This is a genomic window from Azospirillum thiophilum, from assembly GCF_001305595.1.
GTDB classification, from domain to species: Bacteria; Pseudomonadota; Alphaproteobacteria; order Azospirillales; family Azospirillaceae; genus Azospirillum; species Azospirillum thiophilum.
Genome location: NZ_CP012402.1, coordinates 396,685 through 419,157, shown reverse-complemented (window position 1 = coordinate 419,157; position 22,473 = coordinate 396,685). Strand labels below are relative to the sequence as shown.

23 protein-coding genes are annotated in these 22,473 nt (G+C 65.2%); 17 read left to right on the top strand and 6 right to left on the bottom strand.

Annotation, left to right across the window (positions count from 1 at the left end; translation table 11 throughout):
- The 4 genes from AL072_RS15720 to AL072_RS15705 are packed head-to-tail and all read left to right on the top strand — an operon-like array spanning position 1 to position 2,558.
- Positions 1 to 1,263, top strand: a complete 1,263-nt coding sequence (locus AL072_RS15720) for a cysteine desulfurase (protein ID WP_045583248.1) — start codon at positions 1 to 3, stop codon at positions 1,261 to 1,263.
- Positions 1,260 to 1,727, top strand: coding sequence for a Fe-S cluster assembly sulfur transfer protein SufU (gene sufU / locus AL072_RS15715; protein WP_045583249.1), 468 nt, complete (start codon positions 1,260 to 1,262; stop codon positions 1,725 to 1,727). The genes AL072_RS15720 and sufU overlap by 4 nt, the downstream gene beginning before the upstream one ends.
- Positions 1,728 to 1,741: 14 nt before the next feature.
- A complete protein-coding gene (locus tag AL072_RS15710; protein ID WP_045583250.1) occupies positions 1,742 to 2,191 on the top strand; it encodes an iron-sulfur cluster assembly protein in 450 nt (149 codons plus the stop codon).
- A 22-nt stretch (positions 2,192 to 2,213) separates the two neighbouring features.
- Entirely contained in the window at positions 2,214 to 2,558 is a 345-nt protein-coding gene (locus AL072_RS15705) for a HesB/IscA family protein (RefSeq protein ID WP_045583251.1), read from the top strand.
- A 69-nt stretch (positions 2,559 to 2,627) separates the two neighbouring features.
- Here AL072_RS15705 and AL072_RS34345 read toward each other — a convergent pair whose 3' ends face one another.
- Complete coding sequence (locus AL072_RS34345; RefSeq protein ID WP_144428254.1) at positions 2,628 to 3,542, bottom strand: M48 family metallopeptidase; 915 nt, start codon at positions 3,540 to 3,542, stop codon at positions 2,628 to 2,630.
- Positions 3,543 to 3,988: 446 nt separating this feature from the next.
- Between AL072_RS34345 and AL072_RS15700 the strand changes: the two genes are divergently transcribed.
- The 5 genes from AL072_RS15700 (at position 3,989) to AL072_RS15680 (ending at position 9,646) form a co-directional block, all read left to right on the top strand.
- Positions 3,989 to 4,513 carry an RNA polymerase sigma factor gene (locus AL072_RS15700; RefSeq protein ID WP_045583252.1) on the top strand — a complete coding sequence of 175 codons (525 nt, stop codon included), beginning with the start codon at positions 3,989 to 3,991 and terminating at the stop codon, positions 4,511 to 4,513.
- A gap of 137 nt (positions 4,514 to 4,650) precedes the next feature.
- On the top strand, positions 4,651 to 5,661 hold the full coding sequence (locus AL072_RS15695; protein ID WP_144428253.1) for a FecR family protein: 1,011 nt from the start codon (positions 4,651 to 4,653) through the stop codon (positions 5,659 to 5,661).
- Positions 5,662 to 5,814: 153 nt separating this feature from the next.
- The gene (locus AL072_RS15690) at positions 5,815 to 8,256 is read left to right on the top strand and encodes a TonB-dependent receptor (protein ID WP_245636881.1); all 2,442 of its coding nucleotides are present in this window, start codon (positions 5,815 to 5,817) and stop codon (positions 8,254 to 8,256) included.
- Between the two features lie 59 nt (positions 8,257 to 8,315).
- A complete protein-coding gene (locus tag AL072_RS15685; protein WP_045583253.1) occupies positions 8,316 to 9,464 on the top strand; it encodes a PepSY-associated TM helix domain-containing protein in 1,149 nt (382 codons plus the stop codon).
- On the top strand, positions 9,461 to 9,646 hold the full coding sequence (locus tag AL072_RS15680; RefSeq protein ID WP_045583254.1) for a hypothetical protein: 186 nt from the start codon (positions 9,461 to 9,463) through the stop codon (positions 9,644 to 9,646). The genes AL072_RS15685 and AL072_RS15680 overlap by 4 nt, the downstream gene beginning before the upstream one ends.
- Before the next feature lie 46 nt (positions 9,647 to 9,692).
- Here AL072_RS15680 and AL072_RS15675 read toward each other — a convergent pair whose 3' ends face one another.
- From AL072_RS15675 to AL072_RS15665, 3 genes are all read right to left on the bottom strand, one after another.
- Positions 9,693 to 10,586: a pirin family protein gene (locus tag AL072_RS15675; RefSeq protein WP_045583255.1), complete on the bottom strand. Its 894-nt coding sequence runs from the start codon at positions 10,584 to 10,586 to the stop codon at positions 9,693 to 9,695.
- Between the two features lie 37 nt (positions 10,587 to 10,623).
- Positions 10,624 to 10,950, bottom strand: coding sequence for a heme-degrading protein HmuQ (gene hmuQ, locus AL072_RS15670; protein ID WP_045583453.1), 327 nt, complete (start codon positions 10,948 to 10,950; stop codon positions 10,624 to 10,626).
- A gap of 160 nt (positions 10,951 to 11,110) precedes the next feature.
- Positions 11,111 to 12,220, bottom strand: a complete 1,110-nt coding sequence (locus tag AL072_RS15665) for a branched-chain amino acid ABC transporter substrate-binding protein (RefSeq protein ID WP_045583256.1) — start codon at positions 12,218 to 12,220, stop codon at positions 11,111 to 11,113.
- Positions 12,221 to 12,451: 231 nt separating this feature from the next.
- On the opposite strand from AL072_RS15665, the gene AL072_RS15660 reads away from it, so the two are divergent.
- The 7 genes from AL072_RS15660 to AL072_RS15630 all read left to right on the top strand — a co-directional run bounded on the left by AL072_RS15660 (position 12,452) and on the right by AL072_RS15630 (position 18,982).
- Entirely contained in the window at positions 12,452 to 13,279 is an 828-nt protein-coding gene (locus tag AL072_RS15660; RefSeq protein ID WP_245636880.1) for an IclR family transcriptional regulator, read from the top strand.
- On the top strand, positions 13,264 to 14,301 hold the full coding sequence (locus AL072_RS15655) for a 2-dehydro-3-deoxygalactonokinase (protein WP_045583258.1): 1,038 nt from the start codon (positions 13,264 to 13,266) through the stop codon (positions 14,299 to 14,301). The genes AL072_RS15660 and AL072_RS15655 overlap by 16 nt, the downstream gene beginning before the upstream one ends.
- Positions 14,298 to 14,963 (top strand): 2-dehydro-3-deoxy-6-phosphogalactonate aldolase, encoded by a 666-nt coding sequence (locus tag AL072_RS15650; protein ID WP_045583259.1) that lies wholly within the window; start codon positions 14,298 to 14,300, stop codon positions 14,961 to 14,963. The genes AL072_RS15655 and AL072_RS15650 overlap by 4 nt, the downstream gene beginning before the upstream one ends.
- A 95-nt stretch (positions 14,964 to 15,058) precedes the next feature.
- Positions 15,059 to 16,036 (top strand): tripartite tricarboxylate transporter substrate binding protein, encoded by a 978-nt coding sequence (locus AL072_RS15645; protein WP_045583260.1) that lies wholly within the window; start codon positions 15,059 to 15,061, stop codon positions 16,034 to 16,036.
- Between the two features lie 66 nt (positions 16,037 to 16,102).
- Positions 16,103 to 16,624: a tripartite tricarboxylate transporter TctB family protein gene (locus AL072_RS15640; protein WP_082109058.1), complete on the top strand. Its 522-nt coding sequence runs from the start codon at positions 16,103 to 16,105 to the stop codon at positions 16,622 to 16,624.
- A gap of 36 nt (positions 16,625 to 16,660) precedes the next feature.
- Positions 16,661 to 18,187 (top strand): tripartite tricarboxylate transporter permease, encoded by a 1,527-nt coding sequence (locus tag AL072_RS15635; protein ID WP_045583262.1) that lies wholly within the window; start codon positions 16,661 to 16,663, stop codon positions 18,185 to 18,187.
- 18 nt (positions 18,188 to 18,205) lie between these two features.
- Positions 18,206 to 18,982: an SDR family NAD(P)-dependent oxidoreductase gene (locus AL072_RS15630; RefSeq protein ID WP_045583263.1), complete on the top strand. Its 777-nt coding sequence runs from the start codon at positions 18,206 to 18,208 to the stop codon at positions 18,980 to 18,982.
- A gap of 150 nt (positions 18,983 to 19,132) precedes the next feature.
- On the opposite strand, the gene AL072_RS15625 is transcribed toward AL072_RS15630, so the two are convergent.
- Together AL072_RS15625 and AL072_RS15620 are read right to left on the bottom strand one after the other, a co-directional pair.
- Positions 19,133 to 20,206 (bottom strand): serine hydrolase domain-containing protein, encoded by a 1,074-nt coding sequence (locus tag AL072_RS15625; protein WP_045583264.1) that lies wholly within the window; start codon positions 20,204 to 20,206, stop codon positions 19,133 to 19,135.
- 166 nt (positions 20,207 to 20,372) lie between these two features.
- Positions 20,373 to 20,957 carry a hypothetical protein gene (locus AL072_RS15620; RefSeq protein WP_045583265.1) on the bottom strand — a complete coding sequence of 195 codons (585 nt, stop codon included), beginning with the start codon at positions 20,955 to 20,957 and terminating at the stop codon, positions 20,373 to 20,375.
- A gap of 309 nt (positions 20,958 to 21,266) precedes the next feature.
- Between AL072_RS15620 and AL072_RS33495 the strand changes: the two genes are divergently transcribed.
- Entirely contained in the window at positions 21,267 to 22,355 is a 1,089-nt protein-coding gene (locus AL072_RS33495; protein WP_082109059.1) for a dsDNA nuclease domain-containing protein, read from the top strand.
- Positions 22,356 to 22,473: the final 118 nt, after the last annotated feature.

Here is a 22,473-nt window from a genome sequence, read left to right as displayed (position 1 = left end):
ATGTCCGATGCCATCCTGAACCAAGCCTACGACGTGCAGCGGGTGCGGGACGACTTCCCCGTGCTGGCCCGCAGCGTCCACGCCAGGAAGGGAAAGCCCGGCAAGCCGCTGGTCTATCTGGACAGCGGAGCCTCCGCGCAGAAGCCGCGCCAGGTCATCCAGGCCATGACCCGCTTCATGGAGGAGGATTATTCAAATATCCACCGCGGCGTGCATTTCCTGTCGCAGACTGCGACCGACCAGTTCGAGGCAGTGCGCACCAAGGTCGCGCGCTTCCTGAACGCGCCGCACGACCGCTGCATCGTCTTCACCCGCAGCTCGACCGAGGCGATCAACCTCGTGGCGGCCAGCTATGGCCGGACCTTCCTGAACGAGGGCGACGAGGTCATCCTCTCGATCATGGAGCATCACGCCAACATCGTGCCGTGGCAGCTGCTCCAGGCCGAGAAGAAGATCGTCATCAAGGTCGTGCCCTGCGACGAGGACGGCGTCCTCGACATGGACGCCTACAGGGATCTGCTGTCCGACCGCACCAAGCTGGTGGCGATCACCCATTGCTCCAACGTGCTTGGCACCGTCACCCCGGCCAAGGCCATCGCCAAGCTGGCGCATGAGCGCGGCGTCCCGGTGCTGTTCGACGGCAGCCAGGCGGTGGTGCACGGCACCGTCGACGTGCAGGACATCGACGCCGACTTCTACGTCTTCACCGCCCACAAGCTCTATGGCCCGACCGGCCTCGGCGTGCTCTACGGCAAATACGACCTCTTGAAGAAGATGCCTCCCTACCAGGGCGGCGGCGACATGATCGAGAGCGTCAGCTTCGAGGGCACCACCTTCAAGGCTCCGCCGTCCCGCTTCGAGGCCGGCACGCCGCCGATCACCGAGGTGATCGGGCTGGGCGCCGCCATCGATTATGTCGAGGCGCTCGGACGCGACGCCATCGCCGCGCACGAGCACGACCTGCTGCAATACGCCACCCAACAGTTGTCGCAGATCGACGGCCTGCGCATCGTCGGCACCGCGCCCGGCAAGGGACCGATCGTCTCCTTCGCGCTGGAGGGCGTGCACCCGCACGACGTCGGAACCATCGTCGACCAGTATGGCGTCGCCGTCCGCGTCGGCCGCCATTGCGCCGAGCCGCTGGCCGAGCGGTTCGGGGTGGGGCCGACCGTCCGCGCCTCTTTCGGCCTGTACAACACCCGGGAGGAAGCCGACGCCCTCGTCCAATCCCTCCAGGCGGTCAAGGAGTTCTTCGGAGCATGATGGACGATCTGCGCGAGCTGTATCAGGAAGTGATCCTGGACCACGGCAAGCACCCCCGCAACTTCCGCCATCCCGACGACGCCAACCGCGAGGCCAAGGGCGAGAACCCGATGTGCGGCGACCGCTTCATGGTCTACCTGACCCTGAAGGACGGGGTGGTGGAGGATGTGGCCTTCCAGGGTCGCGGCTGCGCCATCTCCACCGCCAGCGCCTCGATGATGACGGAACTGGTGCGCGGCAAGACGGCGGCGGAGGCGGAAACGCTGTTCCACGCCTTCCACGAACTGTGTACCCAGGACGAGCCGGACATTCCGGAAGGCGTCGAGGAGGAGACCATGGAAAAGCTGATGGTCATGTCCGGCGTGCGCCAGTTCCCGGTGCGGGTGAAGTGCGCGACTCTCGCATGGCACGCCATGAACGCGGCCCTGCATGGCGAGGCCACGGCCTCCAGCGACCAGTTTTGACGGAGGGGATCGAGATGCCCGATGAAACCCTGACGCAACGCCCCATCGCCCCGACCCCCGCCGAGGCGGAGGCCCAGGTCAAGGCGGACACCACGGCGGACGCGCCCGAGGCGAAGGACTTCGCCCCGATGCCCAAGCCGCCCGAGGGCTTCGACCCGCGGGAGGAAATCATGGATCGCGTCGTGGCGGCGATCAAGACCTGCTATGACCCGGAAATCCCGGTCGATATCTGGGAACTGGGCCTGATCTACCGCGTGGACATGGATGGGGAGCGGAATGTCGAGATTGATATGACGCTGACCAGCCCCATGTGTCCGGTGGCCGGTGAATTGCCCGAACAGGTGCGCCAGGCCGTGCTGGGCGTCGAGGACGTCAACGAGGCCAAGATCGCGCTGGTGTGGGAGCCCCCCTGGCACCAGGGCATGATGTCCGAAGAAGCCCGTCTGCAACTGGATATGTTCTGAGTCGTTTTAGGAGACAGTCACCATGGCCCGCCCCCTGCCCAAGGCGATCACGATCACCGACGCCGCTGCGGAGCGCGTCAAGGCGCTGATGTCCAAGGCCACCGACGAGATCGTCGGCTTGCGCATCGGCGTGAAGGCGCGCGGCTGTTCCGGCCTCAGCTACGACGTCCAGTATGCCAAGGAAAAGCTGAAGTTCGACGAGGTGGTGGAGGACAAGGGCGTCACTGTCCTGATCGACCCGGCCGCCGTCATGTTCCTGATCGGCAGCGAGATGGACTATGTCGACGACAAGTTCCAGACCGGCTTCGTCTTCAAGAATCCGAACGAGAAGGGCCGCTGCGGCTGCGGTGAGAGCTTCCACGTCTGATATAATGGCATGCGGGCATACTCTTATGCTCCGCATGCCATTTTTATTAAATCACTCAATATTTTCGCGCTATCTCCCGTGGCGACTACTTAAGGCATCTTCAAGATGCTTCATGTCGATACGATGACGAAGCACGAATTCATGATAGTGTTCTGGCGCACTGTCTTTGGCAAAAGACATAATATTGAGATATCTGTCTGTCATGTGAGGATAACCCGAGAAAAATCGGGAGACGGCAGCAAAAAAGCTGCTGTTGACTATTCGGGATTGCGATATGAATGTTTCGCTGGAAACCTTTCCATAAAGAGTTTTCCCGATCATTAATTTTCCCAATCCTGTAATCGCTGCCTCCAATTCACCGCAGAGTGCCAAGCCAATTCGATCCCCAGAGTAAATTATGCAGCGCTCATACGGAAGCACAAGTAGATTAATGAGCGGAATATTCTTTATAGATTCCATTATTTCAAATACAATTGGGTAATAATGATCTTTTTTTATCTTTAGATACCCGACAAATCTGGCGATTGCCCACTCTATGTCACGATAATCTTTTGAAGCCTCGCAAGACTCAACAAAAGAAGAGTGTATAACGATGAATTTTGAAGAAAAGAAACGATATATTATCATATTAATACTTCCATCCTCTATAATATATATCTCTACATCCTTACTATAGCCAATTTTTTTCTTCACATCTCTCAATATATTTGAAATTTCTGGAAAATTATCGGGGCCGACTTTCACGGCATTGCCAATCAATGCGGCCCTCATAAGCTCTAAACCGATCCACAGCAGCAGACCGACAAACAACACATAAAATAATAGAACAGCAAAGAATGGAGGGTATTTGAAAGATATCCACGAAATCCATAATATTATTGGCACAACTGCAACCAGGGCAAGAACAAATCTTGAGTTCGTCGATGGGTGAATATATCGCCCGACATTAAACTCATCTCCTCTTTTAATTGCATAATCTGTCATTTTATATCTCCATCTGATAGTTCGTTAGGAATTTATCACGGTTTAAATTTATAACCAATTGGCATTTGCTCTTTATAAGATTGAAGTACATTGATATGCAATTTTTATATGCACTTATGCAGATTGCACGTATTTTTGGCTTGCAGATCCCATCTGGACAGCCGCCGAAGATCGGACTCTTGGCGCCTGAAGGTCACCGCCGCGTTGAGGATTCTCGTCGTTCTCCCGTCATGAGCCAGACCCAACCGGTTTTCACCGTTTCAGCCAAGGCACCTATTAAGAATCGTTCGCATTTTTGCTCGGACGCAGCTATATCCAACTGATCGATTTCCCACATGGTCGAGAGCCACCGGGCGGTCGTCTCCCTTGCATCCGCCATTCCGCGTATCCGTGACCGACACCTTCCGCTCTGCCCTGCCCGACGACACCCGTCCCTTGCACGCCCGATGACCGGCCCCGTCGGCACCTGGGCGCGCAAGATCGCGGAGCTGTTCGACAGCCACCGGCTGCGGGTCGAACGGGTCATCGCGCGACGAACCGGCGATCCGCAGAGTGCAGGCGATCTGGCGCAGGACGCCTTCCTGCGGCTGGCGCGGCTACCCGACGGCGAGGCGGTTCAGAATCCGGCAGGGCTGCTGTTCGTGGTGGCCGACCGCATCGCGCTGGACCATTGCCGAGCGGCGAAACGCCAGCGGCTGCGCGAGGCCGGACCGCCCGACGACCAGTTGCCGGCGACCGATCCGACTGCCGATGCGGTGATGGAGCGGAACGAGACGATGGCACGGCTGCGCGGAGCCATCGACGCCCTGCCGCCCAAGACCCGCGATGTCTTCCTGCTCTACCATGTCGAAGGGCTGCCCTACCGCGCCATCGGCGAGCGGCTGGGCATTTCACCGCGCACGGTCGAATACCATCTGCGTGCGGCCCTGGAGCAATGCCGCACCCACATGAAGCGGCGGCTACCACGATAATCCGCAGGATTCTTTCGCTTCCCGGACATTTTATTTGAGGGATTGGCCGCAGCCGGCCGTCTTGGTAAGCAGAAGGCAACCGGACCGCCCCCCGCGCGTCAGCGGGCGAACCCCAGCGAGCAGACCCCAGCGAGCAGATGATGGACCGGCAGGACGAACAGCGGAGCGGACCCAACGAGGACAGGCTGTTCTCGGAAGCGAACGCGTGGTTCTTCCGCCTGCAGGCCGACGATCATACCCCGGCGGAGCGTGCCGCGTTCGCCGCCTGGCTCGCCCGCAGCCCCGCCCATACCCGTGCCTTCGCCGAGTTGGAAACTCTCCTGCATGACCTGAAGGACCCTGCCCGGGCCGCGGCCCGAGCTATGCCCGCGCCCGCCCGGATCTCAGCACCTGGACAGGCGCGGATCGCCGGCTTCCGCCGCTTTGCCGCTGCGTTGGCAATCCTGCTGGCGGTCGGCGGCATCGGCCTGTGGCAGGGGCCGACGCGCTACCAGAACGCCATCGCCGATGAGGTGACGTCGCTCGGCCAGCGCCGCATGCTGACGCTGCCGGACGGCTCCAGGGCGGAGATGAACGGCGACACCGCACTGGCGCTCGACTTCCAGGGCGGCGAGCGGAGGGTCCGGCTTCTCCGCGGCGAGGCCTGGTTCCAGGTCGTCCGCGATCCCGACCATCCCTTCGTCGTCGATGCCGGGGCCGGAGCCGCCCGCGTGCTGGGAACCCAGTTCAGCGTCCGCCGCGACGATGACCGCACCACCGTCACCGTCGGGGAGGGGTTGGTCGAGGTTGCCGCGCATCCCGGCGGGAACGCCCATGCGCCATGGCCGGACAGCATCCGCCTCCGCCCCGGCGAAAGCGCGGAGGCCGGCCCCCTTGGCGTGACCGGGCCGCAGGCGGCCGATCCCGGCGTCGCCTTCGCCTGGCGGCATGGTCAGATCGTGTTCCGCCAACAGTCGCTCGCCTCCGTCATCACCGCGCTGAACCGGCAATGGCCCGGCCGCGTGGTGCTGCTGAACGACGAGGCGGCCGAGCGGGTGGTGTCCGGTGTCTTCGCCCTCGACCGGCCGGACGCCGTGTTCGACGCGCTGGAACGCGGCCTGGGTGTCCATGCCACCCGCATCACCCCCTATCTGACCCTGCTTCGGTAAAAAAACGCGGCCCCGAAAAAAAACCTCCCAGGGATTTCCGCTCCGCCATCGTCATGTCCGGGAAGGAAGAGAATGAGACGCAGTCGCGAATAAGCGGCGCGGGTTCGCACCGGACGACAGAGGCAAGCGATGGCATCGGCGGAGTATGGGGTCATGAGGGTAAAGAACGGGCGCCGGGGCAGCGCCTTCCTGGGACGGCTGCTGGCGACCACGGTGCTGATCGCACCGGGTGTCCTGCTTGCGAACGCCCCTGCCGCAGTGGCGCAGACCGCGCCGGCCGGGACGGTGTCCTTCACCATCGCGCCGCAGTCGGTGGACGGGGCGCTCGCCGCCTTCTCCGCCGCCACGCGCATCCAGGTGCTGACCCCCGGCGCGGTGACGCAGGGCGTCGGCTCCCCCGGCGTCAGCGGGTCGATGACCGCGCGCGAGGGGCTGAACCGCCTGCTGTCCGGCACCGGGCTGGTCGCCCGCTTCCTGAACACCGAGACGGTGACGGTGGAGCGGGTTGCCGCCGGCGGCGCCGTCCAGCTCGATCCGGTGCAGATCGAAGGCAACCGGACGGCGGCCGGCCCCGGCGCCCTGCCCCCGGCCTATGCCGGCGGCCAGGTGGCCCGCGGCGGACGCATCGGCGCTCTCGGCAACCAGGACGCCATGGACGTGCCGTTCAACGTCACCGGCTATACCGCCGAGACGATCCGCAACCAGCAGGCCGAGACGGTCGCCGACGTGCTGGCCAACGATCCGGCGGTGCGCACCGGCTTCGGCTACGGCAATTTCTCCGAAAACATCATCATCCGCGGTTTCCCGCTGTATGGTGAGGATCTGTCGGTCGACGGGCTTTACGGCACCGCCCCCCGCCAGATCGTCGCCACCGACATGTTCGAGCGGGTGGAGGTGCTGAAGGGCGCCAGCGCCTTCCTGAACGGCGCCGCCCCCAGCGGCACCGGCATCGGCGGCGGCGTCAATCTGGTGCCCAAGCGGGCGGACGACGAGCCGCTGACCCGCCTGACCGCCAGCTATGCCATGGACAGCCGCTTCGGCCTGTCGGCCGATGTCGGCCGCCGGTTCGGTGAGAACAAGCAGTTCGGCGTGCGGGCCAACGCCGCGGTCCGCGGCGGCGAGACCGCCATCGACGACGAGGAGCGGTCGCTGAAGCTCGGGTCTCTGGCGCTGGACTATCGCGGCGATCGCGCCCGCGTGACGCTCGACGTCGGCACCCAGACCCAGCGGGTGGAACAGGGCCGCACGGTCGTCTATGTCGGCAGCGTCGTCCCGGCGGTACCGTCCGCCTCGCAGAATTACGCCCAGCCCTGGGCCTATTCCGAGATGCGCGACACCTTCGGCCAGATCCGCGCCGAATACGATATCCTGCCCAACCTGACCGTCCATGGCGCCTTCGGCATGCGCAGCATGCGCGAGGACGGCGACTATTCCACCCCCACCGTCACGCGGGCCGACGGCACCAGCACCATCAGCCGCCTGACCGTCCCGCGCGAGGATTTCACCGTCACCGGTCAGGCCGGCATTCGGGCCGACGTCCGCACCGGGCCGGTGCGGCACCAGCTGAACGGCGGCTTCTCGGCGCTGCGCACCACCAACAACAACGGCTACGAGTTCGGCGCGACCTCAACCGTCAACCTCTACAACATGGTCGACATCGCCCGGCCGCGGACGACGCTGGCGGCCGGCATGGTCGGCGACCCGCCCAAGGTTTCCGAGGCGGTGCTGCGCAGCTTCTACGCCTCCGACACGCTGTCGATCCTGGACGACCGGGTGATGGTGACCGCCGGCCTGCGCCAGCAGAACATCCAGGTCCGCGGCTACAACCGTACCACCGGAGCCCGCACGTCCGATTACGACGCATCGGCACTGACGCCGGTGGTCGGGCTGGTGGTAAGGCCGCTCAAGGAACTGTCGCTCTACGCCAACCGCATCGAAGGCTTGGCCCAGGGACCGACCGCGCCCTCGACCGCCGCCAATTCCGGGGAGATCTTCGAACCCTACCGCTCGGTCCAGTACGAGGTCGGCGGCAAGCTGGATTTCGGCAGCTTCGGCGGCTCGCTGTCGCTGTTCCAGACCACCCAGCCCAGCGGCGTCACCGACGCGGCCACCCGCATCTACAGCGTGTCGGGCGAGCAGCGCAACCGCGGCATCGAGCTGATGCTGTACGGCGAGCCGGTGCAGGGCGTACGCCTGCTGGGCGGCGCCACCTTCATCGATCCGGAGCTGAGCGACACCGGCAACACGGCGACCGAGGGCAACGACGCCGTCGGCGTGCCACGCCACCAGTTCAACGCCAACGTCGAATGGGACCTGCCCTTCCTGCCGGCCTCCTTCCCGACGGTGACGCTGACCGGCCGCGTGATCCACACCGGCGAGCAGTACGTCAACACCGCCAACACGCTGAAGATCCCCAGTTGGACCCGCTTCGACGTCGGCGCGCGGATGATCACCGATATCCAGAACCGTCCGGTCACCTTCCGGGCGGCGGTGGAGAACGTGACCGACAAGGCCTATTGGGCGTCGGCCTTCGGCGGCTACCTGACCCAGGGCAACCCGCTGACGGCGAAGCTGTCGGTGTCGGTGGATTTCTGATCCGCCGCCAATCCGCCACCGATCAGCCGGGGGCATGACGGACGCATGAGGAACGCGCGATGACCAACCGAACCATCCGGATCTGGACCCTGATCCACAAATGGACCAGCCTGGTCTGCACGGTCTTCATGCTGCTGCTGTGCCTGACCGGCCTGCCGCTGATCTTCCATGACGAGATCGAGGCGCTGACGGCGGAGGACAACCTGCCGCACATGCCGGCCGATACCCCGCTGAAGACGTTGGACGAGGCGGTTGCGTCGGCGCTCGCGACCTACCCCGGCGAACGGCCGCTGTTCCTCAGCTTCGACGAGGACCGGCCGGTGGTGAACGTCACCACCGGCCCGGCCGCACGGTCACCGGTGTCGCAGATGCACATCTCCGCCATCGACCAGCGCACCACCAGGATCCTGGGCGACCTCAACGAAGACGGCGGCTTCATGCATGTGATGCTGCGCCTGCATGTCGACATGTTCGCCGGCCTGCCGGGGGAGTTGTTCCTGGGATTCATGGGCTTCCTGCTGTTCGTCGCCACGCTGTCGGGCGTGGTGGTCTACGCTCCCTTCATGCGCAAGCTGTCCTTCGGCACGGTCCGGGCCGGGCGCAGCACGCGGCTGAAATGGCTCGACCTGCACAACATGCTGGGCATCGTCACGCTGATGTGGGTGGCGGTGGTCGGCCTGACGGGCGTCATCAACACCCTGTCGGTCCCGCTGGTCGCCTACTGGCGTGCCAACGAGCTTGCCGCGATGATCGCCCCCTACGAGGGCAAGCCGGTGCCCGAGCGCTTCTCCTCCGTCGACGCCGCCGTCCGCACCGCGATGGAGGCAGCTCCGGGCATGCGCCCGCAATTCATCGCCTTTCCCGGCGTGCGCTTTTCCAGCAACCACCATTACGCGGTCTGGTTGAAGGGGGCCACCCCGGCGACCCGCCAGATCCTCACCCCCGCCCTGATCGACGCCGAGACCGGGGCCTTCACCGACATGCGCTCCATGCCCTGGTACATGCTGGCGCTGCGCCTGTCGCAGCCGCTGCATTTCGGCGATTACGGCGGGATGCCGATGAAGATCCTGTGGGCGGTTCTGGACGTGCTGACCATCGTCATCCTCGGCAGCGGCCTCTATCTGTGGGTCGCCCGCCGCCGCGGCAGCCAGGAGCACGCCGCCACCGCCCCCGGCTTCCGCTCCGATGCAAGGGAGGCCGCGGAATGAAGGCGCGCGCTTCCCTGCCCCTGGGCGCGATCTTCGGCTTTCCCACCGCGATCGCGCTGGTCACCATCGCCGGGCTGGTGTCCGCCCTGCTGGATGACGGGCTGGTGGATGCCGTGTCCTGGGTCGCCCTGTCGGTCCCGGTCGCGGTCGCGGCCAGGTCCTGGTGGAAGCGGGAGCGCTGACCGGGCGCCCTCCCGCAGGACATCGACCTCTCACGACATCGGCCTCTCACGACATCGGGTTCGCCGGCGGCTTCGGCATTTCCGGCAGCGGAATGAACTCCCCGTCGTCGAGGTCCGGCAGCTTCATCCGGCCGGCCCGCCAATCGGCCTTGGCCTGTTCGATCCGCTCCTTGCTGGACGACACGAAGTTCCAGTCGATGAAGCGGCGGCCCAGCGGTTCGCCGCCGATGGCCATCACGACCGACTGCTCGGCGGCGGTCAGCACCGCCGGATGGCCGGGGGCGAAGACCGCCATGCGTCCGGCCTCGAGCCGCTGCCCGTCCACCTCGACCGACCCTGCCGCCACATAGGCCGCGCGCTCCCACCCGTCCGCCGGAAGCTCCACCCGGGCGCCGGGGGCGAGATCCCAATGGATGTAGAACAGCGGCGAGTGGGTCTTCACCCCGGCCTTGGCCCCAAAGGCCTCGCCGGCCACCAGCCGGCCGCGGACCGCGCCATCCTCGAAGACCGGCAGGTCGCCAGTGCCATAATGACTGAAGGCGGGGTCCGTCTCCTCGTCGGCTTCGGGCAGGGCGACCCAGGCCTGGATGCCGTGCATCCGTCCGCCTTCCAGCCGGGCGCGCTCGAAGCGTTCGGAATGGGTGATGCCGCGCCCGGCGGTCATCCAGTTCACCTCGCCCGGTCGGATCGCCTGCTGCGATCCCACGCTGTCGCGGTGCATGATCTCGCCGTCGAACAGGTAGGTCACGGTGGACAGGCCGATATGCGGATGGGGACGCACGTCGACGTCCCGGGGCAGGCCGGCCTCGAAATCGACCGGCCCCATATGGTCGAAGAACACGAAGGGGCCGACCATCCGCCGCTGCACGAAGGGCAGCACACGTCCGACCTCGAATCCGCCGAGGCTCTTTCGGCGCTGCTCGATGACCAGTTCCAGCATGGATTTCTTCCCGGCGGGTGGAAAGGGCGTATCGCAGTCAGGCGTTCGGGTCGCGCTGCACGGTCTGGATGACCTCGAACCCCTCGAACTCCGGCGGGCCGACATAGAGCGGCTTGCGCGCGCCGGCGTTGCCGTGGGCGCTGCGGAAGGCTTCCGACCGGGTCCAGCCCTGGAACGCGTCTTCGGATTCCCACACCGTGTGCGAGGAATAGAGCCGGAAGTCGTCCCGGTCCGGCCCGCGCAGCATGTGAAACTCGACGAAGCCCGGCACCTTGTGCAGATGAACCTCCCGGTTCAGCCAGGCCTCCTCGAACTCCTGCTCGGCCCCATGGCGGACCTTGAAACGGTTCATCGCGATGTACATGCGGCAGCCCTTCCCGAATTGGCCGACCAAGCCGGCTTTCCCGAGGATAGAGGTTGGGGCCGCCATCCCGCAATCAACCCTTCGCCTGCCCCTTCGCCTGCTCTTCCCCGGTGCCCGGCCGGCGGAGCGGCCGCAGCCGCCCCGCCCGCCCGGGAAGCGGTCACTTGCGGGCGACCATCTCCGGCTTGCCGTTGCTCCAGACATACATGACGTAGTTCGGCTTGGTGATGTCGCCCTTCTTGTCGAACTCCACCGGGCCGACCACCGTCTCGTGGCTGCCGGAATGCAGGGCCGCGGCCAGCTTGGTCCCGTTGACGCTGCCGGCCTTCTGCAGACCCTGGGCGATCACCTGGACCGCGGCATAGCTGTAGAAGGCGAAGTTGCCCGGCTCGGGCAGGCCGGCCGTCTTGAAGGACGCGATCAGTTCCTGCGCCTTGGGATCGCTGGCCGCCGACGGGCTGTCGGTGTAGAGCGTGCCCTCGCCGGCCGGACCGGTGATCGACCAGTATTCCTGGTTGTTCAGCCCGTCGCCGGCGATGAACTGCGGCTTCAGCCCCTGTTCCTGCGCCTGACGCACGATCAGGCCCAGTTCGGGATGGTAGCCGCCGTAATAGACCGCCTCGACGCCCTTGTCCTTCAGGCTGGTGACCAGGGCGGAGAAGTCGCGCTCGCCGGCCGTCACCGACCCGCGGTAGGCGACCTTGCCGCCGGCCTTCGCCAGCGTCTCGACCACCACGTCGGCCAAGCCCTTGCCATAGGCCTGCTTGTCATCCAGCACCGCGATGTTCTTGCCCTTGAAGGTCTCGGCCAGATAGGTGCCGGCCACCACGCCCTGCTGGTCGTCACGGCCGCAGACGCGGAAGATGTTCGGATGGCCCTTGGCGGTCAGCAGCGGGTTGGTGGCGGTCGGGGTGACCATCACCATCCCTTCCTCCTGGTAGACGTCGGCCGCCGGAATGCTGGCGCCGGAGCAGAGATGGCCGACGACCGCCGCAACCTGTTCGCGTACGAACTGGTTGGCGACGGCGACCGCCTGGCGCGGATCGCAGGCGTCGTCCCCCACCTTCAGCACCAGCTTCTGGCCCAGCACGCCGCCCTTGGCATTGATGTCGGCGACCGCCTGCCTGGCACCATACACCGACTGCTCGCCCAGCGCCGCGACCGGACCGGTGGTCGCCGTGCCGAGGCCGATGACGATGTCCGCCTGCGCCGTGCCGAAGCCGGCCAGCAGCGCCGTCGCGCTGACGAAGGAAATGGCGGTGAGACGCATGATAGTTCTCCAAGGATGACCGTTTTCATGCCGGGCCATACCTGCCGGCCGCGGCATGGGATCTTTTCTGACCGAAGCGGCAGGATTTTGAAAGTGCGATCATGGGTTTCGCAGCGCTCCGACGCCCACCGCGACCGTTCGTCGCCACCCCCGATATGTCTCATTATTTGGGATCACATAAAACTATTTGACACACTGTGGCATGCACTCCTAGCATCCGGAGAAACAACGATGACAAAACAAATCATGGGCGGAATCGTCGAAGAGGCGGACCAGAAGGCAGAGGCAGGCAAGCCGCAAGGCGCCGGCACGCAGACCCTGCTGCGCGGCCTGACCCTGCTGAACTGCGTGGCGGAGGGGGTGTGCGACGTGAAGGGGATCGCCGCCCGGCTCGGCACCCCGCGCAGCACCACCCACCGCATGCTCGTCAGCCTGGTGGCGGAAGGGTATCTCCACCACATTCCGTACAAGGGCTATCTGCTGGGCCCGAAGCTGATCCAACTCGGCATGAAGGCGTTGGAGCAGCGGCCGCTGGTCGCCGTCGCCCGCCCGCACATCGAGGCGCTGGCAAAGGCGACCGGCGATACCGTCCATCTCGGCGTCGAGGAGCATGGCGAGGTCTTCTATCTCGACAAGATCCCCGGCACCCGCGGCCTGGAGATGCGCTCCCGCACCGGGCAACGCATGCCGATCGCCTCGACCGGCCTGGGCAAGGCGCTGATGCTGGGCATGACCCCGGCACGCTGGGCGGCGCTCCATGCGCTGACCTGCCCCCCCAACCTGCCGGCCGACCGGCCGCGGCCGGCGGACTGGCCGCTGTTCGAGGCGCAGTTGAACCGTTACGTCGCCCAGGGCTGGGCGATGGATTTGGAAGAGAACGAACTCGGCATCCGCTGTGTCTCCGCGCCGGTGCGCGACGGGCGGACTCTGGTGGTGGCGGCGATCAGCGTCGCCAGCGCCGTCCCCTATATGCCCGACGACCGCATGGCGGCGCTCGGGCCGCTGGTCCGCGCCACGGCGGATGCGATTTCCAAGGATCTGGGATGGACCACACCGTAACCTCCTCCGCCGAGCCCGCGCTGATCGCGCTGGACTGGGGCACGTCGAGCCTGCGCGGCTTCCTGATGGATGGCGAGGCGGGCATCCTCGCCGAGCGGGCGTCGGCCCACGGCATCCAGAACCTGCCGCAGCCCGGCCCAGCCGGGTTCGAGGCGGCGCTGGCCGGCCTGTGCGGCGACTGGCTCGACGCCTACCCCAGCCTGCCGGTGGTCGCCGGCGGCATGGTCGGCAGCGCACAGGGCTGGGTCGAGGCCCCCTATGTCGCCACCCCGGCCGACGCCGCGACGCTTGCCGGCCATGCCGCACGGGTGAAGACCGCTGCCGGCCGCGTCATCCCGATCGCCCCCGGCGTCCTGCACGATGCGCCGGACGGCATCCCCGACGTGATGCGGGGCGAGGAAATCCAGATCGCCGGCGCCCTGGCCGAAAATGCCGACTGGGCACGGAATGCCTGCGTCGCGATGCCCGGCACCCATTCCAAATGGGTCCGTGTCGCCGACGGCCGGATCACCGGCTTTTCCTCCTACATGACGGGCGAGCTGTTCGCCGTCCTGAAGACCCATTCGCTGCTCGGCCGGCTGATGCCCGCCGACCGCGAGGCCTCGCCCGAGGACGAGGACGAGGCGTTCGCCATCGGCATCCGCGCCGCGCAGGCCGCCGGTCCGGGTGACCTGCCGCACCAGCTGTTCGCCACCCGCACGCTCGGCCTGACCAAGCGCCTGCCCGCGGAAAGCCTGGCGCATTACCTCTCGGGCCTGCTGATCGGGCATGAACTTCGCTCCGGCCTCGCAGCGCTGCGAACGGAGTTTCCGGCCGATACGCCGCTGCTGCTGATCGGCGATCCCCGGCTGTGCCGCCGCTATACCCGCGGGCTGGCCGGCTTCGGCGTCACGCCGACCGCACAGTTGGGCAACACCGCTCCCCGCGGCCTTTTCCAGTTCGCGGCCGCAGCCGGGCTGTTGCCGTCCGCTGCCGCATCGGCCGGCCCTGCCGTAACCGCCAGCATCACGAGCGCCCCATGACCGATCCCACGCTTCCCGTCCGCCTCGACGCCGCCTTCACCGCCCTGCCGCTGGTCGCGATCCTGCGCGGCCTGACACCGGCCGAAGCGGAGCCGGCGGCGGCGGCCTTGTACGAGGCGGGTTTCCGCCTGATCGAGGTTCCGCTGAACTCGCCGGACCCGTTCGACAGCATCGCCGCCATCCGCCGCACCGTGCCGGCCGATGCCCTGGTCGGCGCCGGGACGGTGATGACGCTGGAGCAGGTCGACCGGCTGGCCGGCATCGGCGCCGACCTGGTGGTGATGCCGCATGCCGACACCGCGATCATCCGCGCCGCCAAGGCGCGGTCGATGGGTTGCACCCCCGGCGTCGCCACCGCGACGGAAGCCTTCGCCGCATTGGCGGCCGGCGCCGACGCGCTGAAGCTGTTCCCGGCGGAACAGATACCGCCGGTGGTGGTCAAGGCCCTGCGCGCGGTGATCCCGCACAGCGTGCGGCTTCTGCCGGTCGGCGGCATCACGCCCGACACCATGCAGCCCTACCGCATCGCCGGCGCCTCCGGCTTCGGCCTCGGGTCCGCGCTCTACAGCCCCGGCCTGCCGGTGGCGGAGCTGGCCGCCCGTGCCGCCCGCTTCGCCCGGGCCTGGGCCGAGGGAGCGGGTGCGGGCAGCGCCGCGCATTGAGTTTTCCGTTTCCACCCCACCGTCTTCCCCCACCGTCTTCCCCCACCGTCTTCCAACGACCGGCACGCAAGCCGGCGCACCATAGAGGGAATGCCATGAAGGTTTCCGCACGCCTGTCCCGCACGATCCTGTCGGCCGGCCTGTCCGCCGGCCTGCTGATCGCCGGCGCCGCCACCGTCCAGGCCGCCGACTATCCGACCAAGCCGATCGAGCTGATCGTCCCCTACGCCGCCGGTGGCGGCACCGATCTGGTCGCCCGCGCCTTCGCCGACTCGGCCAAGAAGCAGCTGCCGCAGTCGATCGGCGTGGTCAACAAGACCGGCGGCGGCGGTGCCGTCGGCCTGACCGAAATCATGGCCGCCCGCGCCGACGGCTACAAGGTCGGCATGGGCACTGTCGAGATCACCCTGCTGCCCCACATGGGCGTCGCCCGCTTCTCCGTCGACGACTTCACGCCCGTCGCCCGCCTGAACGCGGAGCCGAGCGCCATCACCGTCAAGGCCGACGCGCCGTGGAAGACGGTGGAGGAGTTCCTGGCGAACGCCAAGGCCAACCCCGGCAAGGTCCGCATCGGCAATTCCGGCACCGGCGCCATCTGGCATCTCGCCGCCGAGGCGCTGGAGGAGAAGACCGGCACGACCTTCAACCACATCCCGTTCGACGGCGCCAACCCGGCCGTCACCTCACTGCTGGGCGGCCACATCGAAGCGGTCTCCGTCAGCCCGGCCGAGGTGTCGAGCCAGCTCGCCGCCGGCCAGCTCCGCATGCTCGCGGTCATGGCCGACCAGCGCCAGAAGAATTTCCCCGACGTGCCCACCCTGAAGGAGAAGGGCATCGACCTGTCGGTCGCCACCTGGCGCGGCATCGTCGTGCCGAAGAAGACCCCGGCCGCGGTGGTCGATACCCTGCGCACCGCCAGCAAGGCGGCGGCCGAGGATCAGGCCTTCCGCGATCAGCTCGCCAAGATGAACCTGACCTGGGCCTATGCCGACGGTCCGGAATTCGGCCAGGCCATGCAGAAGGACAACGCCTTCTTCAAGGACCTGATGACCAAGCTGGGCATGGCGAAGTAACGCCGGACCGCTGCCGGCCCCGGCGGTCCGCCGCCGGGGCGCCTTCCTTCGTGAGAAGACCGGACCATGAGCAACGCCCCCGCCCGGAGCGATGCGTCAAGGCAGTCCGACGCGATCCCGATGACGACGAAGATCGCCAATCTGGTGATTTCCGTCGTGCTGATCGCCATCGCCGCCTCTGCCATCGCCACCACCGCCGATTTCCCGAAAAGCATGCTGGCGACCGACGTCGGCGCGGCACGCTTTCCCATCATCCATGCCGGCGCGCTGATCCTGCTGAGCCTGATCCTGATCGCCAACACGCTGCGGGCGCCGACCGCAGCCGCAGCAGGCGGGCCTTCGGTCGGCGTCGCCGGCTATGCCGGCGTGGCGCTGGGCATGCTGGCGACCGCCGGCTGCATCGCCGCCATGGAGTATGTCGGCTACGGCCCGGCCACCGCCGTCTACATGGCCGTCATCATGGCGCTGATGGGACAGCGCAGCCCGCTCTGGAACCCCGTGCTGGCGGTCGGCGTGACCGGGCTGATCTATGCGGTCTTCCATTACGCGCTGCAGGTGCCGCTGCCGGTGGGGAGCCTGTTCGAATGACCCGCACCACCAATCCCGCGACCGGGAGCCGCCGCCATGCATGAACTCGACCTCCTGATGGGCGGCTTCGCGGCGCTGGCCGCCAACCCGCTGGCGCTGCTGCTGGCGTTGGTCGGCGTCGCGCTCGGCATCCTCATCGGCGCCCTGCCCGGCCTGACCGCGACGATGGGCGTCGCCATCCTGCTGCCCTTCACCTTCGGCATGGACCCGGTGTCGGGCCTGCTGATGATCTCCGGCGTCTTCTTCGGCGGCATCTATGGCGGGTCGGTCACCGCGATCCTGCTGCGCATCCCCGGCACCCCGGCCGCCGCCGCCACGGCGATGGACGGGTTCGAGCTGACCAAGAAGGGCATGGCCGGCGTGGCGCTGGGCACGGCGACGCTGTCCTCCTTCCTGGGCGGCACCGCCAGCATCATCGTCCTGATCTTCATGGCGCCGCTGCTGGCCGGCTTCGCCCTGGAGTTCAGCGCGTCTGAGAGCTTCGCGCTCGCCGTCTTCGGCCTGAGCATCATCGCCAGCATCTCCGGCCGGTCGGTGGTGAAGGGGCTGATCGCCGGCTTCCTCGGGCTGCTGATCGCCACGGTCGGCATGGACCCGATGGACGGCTTTCCCCGCTTCACCGGCGGCTATACCGAGCTGTTCAACGTCCCCTTCATCCCGGTGATGATCGGGCTGTTCGCCGCCGCCGAAGCCTTCAAGTCGCTGGAGGATCCGAAGGTCCGGCTCGGCATGGCGGCGGCGCTGGGCCGCATCATCCCCGACTGGCCGACCTACCGCCGGATGCTCGGCACCGTGGCGCGCTCCACCGGGCTGGGCGTGGTGATCGGCATCATCCCCGGCGCCGGCGCCGACATCGCCGCCTATGTCGCCTACAACGAGGCCAAGCGCTTCAGCCGGACGCCGGAGAATTACGGCAAGGGCGAGCTGGCCGGCGTCGCCGCCTGCGAGGCCGGGGCCAACGGCTGCACCGGCGGCGCGCTGCTGACCATGCTGACGCTGGGCATCCCCGGCGACGCGGTGACCGCCGTGATGCTGGGCGCCCTGACGCTGCAGGGGCTGCAGCCGGGACCGCTGCTGTTCAAGGAACATGCGGATCTGGTCTTCACCCTGTTCGCCGGGATGCTGTTCTGCTACGTCGCCATGCTGGTGATCGGGCTGGGGTCGCTGCGCTTCATGGGCCGGGTGCTGCAGATGCCGAAGTCGGTGCTGACTCCGGTCATCCTGGTGCTGTGCGTGGTCGGCACCTATGCCATCAACAACAGCCTGTTCGACATCGGGATCATGCTGGCCGCCGGCATCGCCGGCTACTTCATGCAGAAGTGGGACTTCCCGGCCTCGCCGGTGGTGCTGGCGCTGATCATGGGGCCGATGGCCGAGGCCAACTTCCGCCGGGCGCTGTCGCTGTCGGGCGGCAGCTACGACTTCCTCTACAGCCGGCCGATCACCGCGATCCTGCTGTCCATCGCCATCCTGACGCTGCTGCTGCCGCTGGTGAAGCGCTGGCGGGCGCACCGGCTGGAGAGCCGCGCCGGCGGCACCGCCAGCCCGCTCAATCAAGCCTGACAATAAGGGAACACGTCCATGTTCGACGATCTGAAGGGCCGCCGCGTCCTGATCACCGGCTCCACCCAGGGGATCGGGCTGGCCGCGGCGCAGGCCTTCGCCCGCCGCGGCGCCAAGGTCGGCATCAACGGCCGCAAGGAGCCGGCCGGGCTCGACGCCACGCTGGCCGCCATGGCGGCGGACGGCGGCGAGGCCGCCTTCTTCGCCGGCGACCTCTGCTCCGGCGACGCCTGCAAGGCGGTGGTGGATGCCTTCGTCGAGCGGTTCGGCGGCATCGACGTGCTGATCAACAATGCCGGCGGGCTGGTCGGCCGCAAACCGCTGGAGGAGATCGACGATTCCTTCTTCGACGCGGTGACCGACCTCAACGCCCGCTCCGCCCTGATGACGACCAAGCATGCGCTGCCGCACCTGCGCCGGTCGGCCGGGGAGAGCGGGCAGACCGCCTCGGTCATCCTGGTCGGCTCGGTCGCCGGCTACACCGGCGGCGGGCCGGGGGCCGGGCTGTATGGCGCGGCCAAGGCGTGGCTGCACAACATCCAGAAGAACTGGGTCGCCTTCCACACCAAGGACGGCATCCGCTTCAACACGGTGTCGCCGGGCACCTTCGACACCGCCTTCCACGCCGACAAGGACGAGGCGGCCAAGGCCCGGGTGTCGACCGGCATCCCGATGGGCCGCTTCGGCCAACCCGCCGAATGCGCCCCGACCTTCCTGTTCTTCGCCTCGCACGCCTGTTCCGGCTACATCACCGGGCAGGTGCTGGACGTCAACGGCGGGCAGTTCATGCCCTGACCGGAGCAGGCCGGGCGGGCGGCGGATGGAACGTTTGGAACGCCGTGAAACAGGTTTCCGCACCCTGTTCACTGTTCCATCCATCCGGCACCGCCGGATCTCCGGCCCCGTTGCGAACACAGTGTACCGCCGGCCCCGGGCCGGCGGGACTCATTTCCCGAACAGCTCGGCCGCCACCGCATCCAGCAGGGCATCGTCGCTCTGCTGGTTGCCGTTGGTGAGGAAAATCAAGGCCATCCGCCGGCCGGGGTAATAGCGGACATCGGCCTCGAACCCGTCATAGCGTCCGTCATGGCCGACGCCGCGGCCCCAGCGATCCGTCCACAGCGCGACGCCCAGCCCCTGCCCCTCCTCGTTCTCCGATGGGGCCTGCATGCGCCTGACCATCGCCGGCCCCAGCAGGCGGCCGTCGCGGAACAGGGCGAAGACGAACCGTTCCAAATCCCCGGCGGTGGCGACCAGCGGCCCGTCGCCGGTCGTGGCCGCCCAGGACCGGCGGCTGACGTCGCCCTCCCCGTCATAGCCATGGGCAAGGCTGCGGTCGCGCGGATCGGCGCCGACACTGGTCGACGCCATGCCGGCCCGCTCCAGCACCCGGCGTTGCAGCACCTGCGCGAAGGGAGCCCCGTCGCGCACCGACGCGATGTGGCCAAGCAGGACATAGTTGCTGTTGGAATAGGCGTAATGCCCGCCGACTGGACCGGTCGCCGGCTCGCCATGGGCATAGGCCAGCAGCGCGCCGCCGCGCGGCAACCGGTCGGGATCGGCCGCCTCGTCCTCCGCATAGGCGTCGGTGAGATAGTCGGGAATGCCCGAACTGTGGTCGAGCAGATGGACCAGCCGCGCCCGGCCGGCATTCGCGAGGCGGCCGAGCGGCAGATCCCCCGCCAACGCCCGCACCGGCTGGTCGAGCGCCGCCAGCCCCTCCTCCACCTGCTGCAACACCGCGACGGCGGTCGCCATCTTGCCGACCGAGGCGACGTAGAAGCGCGTATCCTCCGTCACCGGCCGCTTGCCGCGCCGGTCGGCGATGCCCGACACGACGACGCGCCGGCCATCGGGACCGGACACCAGCAGGATTCCGCCGTCGAGTTCCTCGTCGGCCAGGAAACGGTCGAGCAGCCGTTGCAGGCGGTCGGACCCGGCGGCAGGCCCGGCGTCGGCAGGGATGGGCAGGAGCGCAAGACCCAGCAGGACCGCTGCGGCCAGCGCCAGCCCCCGCATCGGCGAGCCCGCGGCCCGAGTTGGGGCCACATCCGCTCGGCCCCGTCCGCAACGCTGCATGGCCCTGCCTCCTTCCAGTGCGCGACCCGACCGGAGACTGCCGAAGGTCATAGCCGGCCCCGAGGGTAGGCCGGGCAACCGGAACGCCGCAAGGGGGGGCGCCGGATCAGGTGAAGCTGTCGGACAGCCCGAGATTCTTCAGGTCGAAGCCGGCCTCCTTGCAGGTCTGGCGGATGGTGCGGACGGCGGCCAGCACATCCTTGCCCTGGCTGAGCGTCGGCGGCGTGCGCAGGATCTGGGCGAAGAGCTCCTGGTTCATCTGGTATCTCAGCGTGTCCTTGGGATCGTTTTCCAGATGCAGGAGGAACATGTCGTCGAAGATGTTGCTGTCGACGGTGCGGGATTTCGAGGTCTTCACCCGCTTGAACCAGCTCATGCTCTTGGCGAGCTTGGAGTTCTGCTCCACCGTCTTCATCTCGCTCGACAGCTTGGCGTAGGCGGCGGTGTCATCCTCCTTGTCGCTGAGGAACATCTTGAAGATGCAGAGCGCCTTGGTCTTGGTCGGCTCCCCGCGGAAATCCAGCACCATCCAGGGGAACAGCACCCGCTTGAGACGGTCGATCGAGGTCTGGACGGAGTCCACCGCCATGTTCATGGCGACGGCCCCCTGGCTCCGCGACAGGGCGGCATAGACGAGGGCACGACGGGTTTCCACCGGCGCGAACGCGATCTTCTGGGCAACGGACGCCACGCGAACCCCTCCTTTTCAAAGGGATATTTCTGGTCCGTCGGGGGTAACACACATAACTATGCGGGTTCAATGCGTTGTGGGAATGGCGGGAGGGGCGAGCATACTCAATAGGAATATGTGGAGGGTGTAGACCTTGTGGTGGTAACAGTACCATCCACCACCAAGCCGATATCACATTCTGATAGATATGCGTGTTCAGTCACCCCATTGCACGGAACTCATCTCAACGATAGATTCGTGTGTAGCTTTTGCGTATAATTTGACAAGTGAGATGGTTCCATCATCCACCCTTATACGGTGCCTCGCATCATGAACAAAATTATCGGAAAGATTACAGAAGCTCGCGAAATAGATGGGGCAAGGGCGGCGGACCGATTTCGCTTTCAAGCCGACGCTTCTTTATTAAAGGTTCTAAATATTCATCAGCGGAATAGTAACTATAGGGCTTTTTTTGATTGGATTGATGATCTTATAATTGTTCATGATTGCATTACACCGAATTGCATCGAGAGCTATCAAATTAAAGGTTGGGAAGGTAATAATTGCACGCCCTCAAAGATATCTGAGGAAATTGGAGCCTTACCTCCAAAATCCATTGTTGGAAGAATGTACAAAAATTATCAGCAATTTGGAGAACATTTGAAAATTTGCGGTTTAATTACTAACGCAAAGATACACATAACCCTCTCTAGTGGCAGAAAATCTAGTACTGGTGATTTTCTTATTACTGGCACGATGGTCCATGAGGATGATTGGAAAACTATTTCCAATACAATAAAAGAGGATTGCAGCACAGCTCCTGATGAGGAATATCGGAAAGTATTCTTGATTGAAAAAACAAAATTGGGTATCAATGATCATAGAGCCGCTATTTATTACTTTATTGAAGAAGAGATGAAGAAGAGAGGAGAACTTGATGGTCATTCCCCCATACGTGGGGTTTCGGACACGTTGATTCTAAAAGTTGAGGATAAGATCGGAACAGCGAGAAAATTTTCGAGTTACGAAGAAATTTGTGAAGAAAAATCACTTTCCGCAACGGAATTAGAGGAATTTTTGGCAAAAGCATCCAGCGCACCAAATTTTGACCGGTGTTGGCCATACATAAAGGAAGAGCTTATGGGAATAGGGAAAAAGGGTCCATTTATCGAGAAAATGGAGAGAAATTGTCAAAAATATATTTATATGCGCAATAAAGGTTGCGCAAATTATATAAAATTCTCGAACGCATCCCTAGATATTCTTAAAATCTATAAAGTTTCTGGAACTCTTCCTGAAACATATTTGGATACGGCTAAACTTTTATCAAATCTGAAAATCGAAGATCTAGATATTCGTGACGCTTCTGATCTATCATTTAGTGGCGCAATAGTCGAAGCATATGAGATTTTTGAATGAACGAAAATCGTAACCTTAGTCTCTATCGCCTTATCCACTCATTAAGGAACCAAAACAATGCGCATACTGAAATTTTCTCGTCTTTGCTTGCTATCCCAGAACGAGCGCAGCGGCTTGA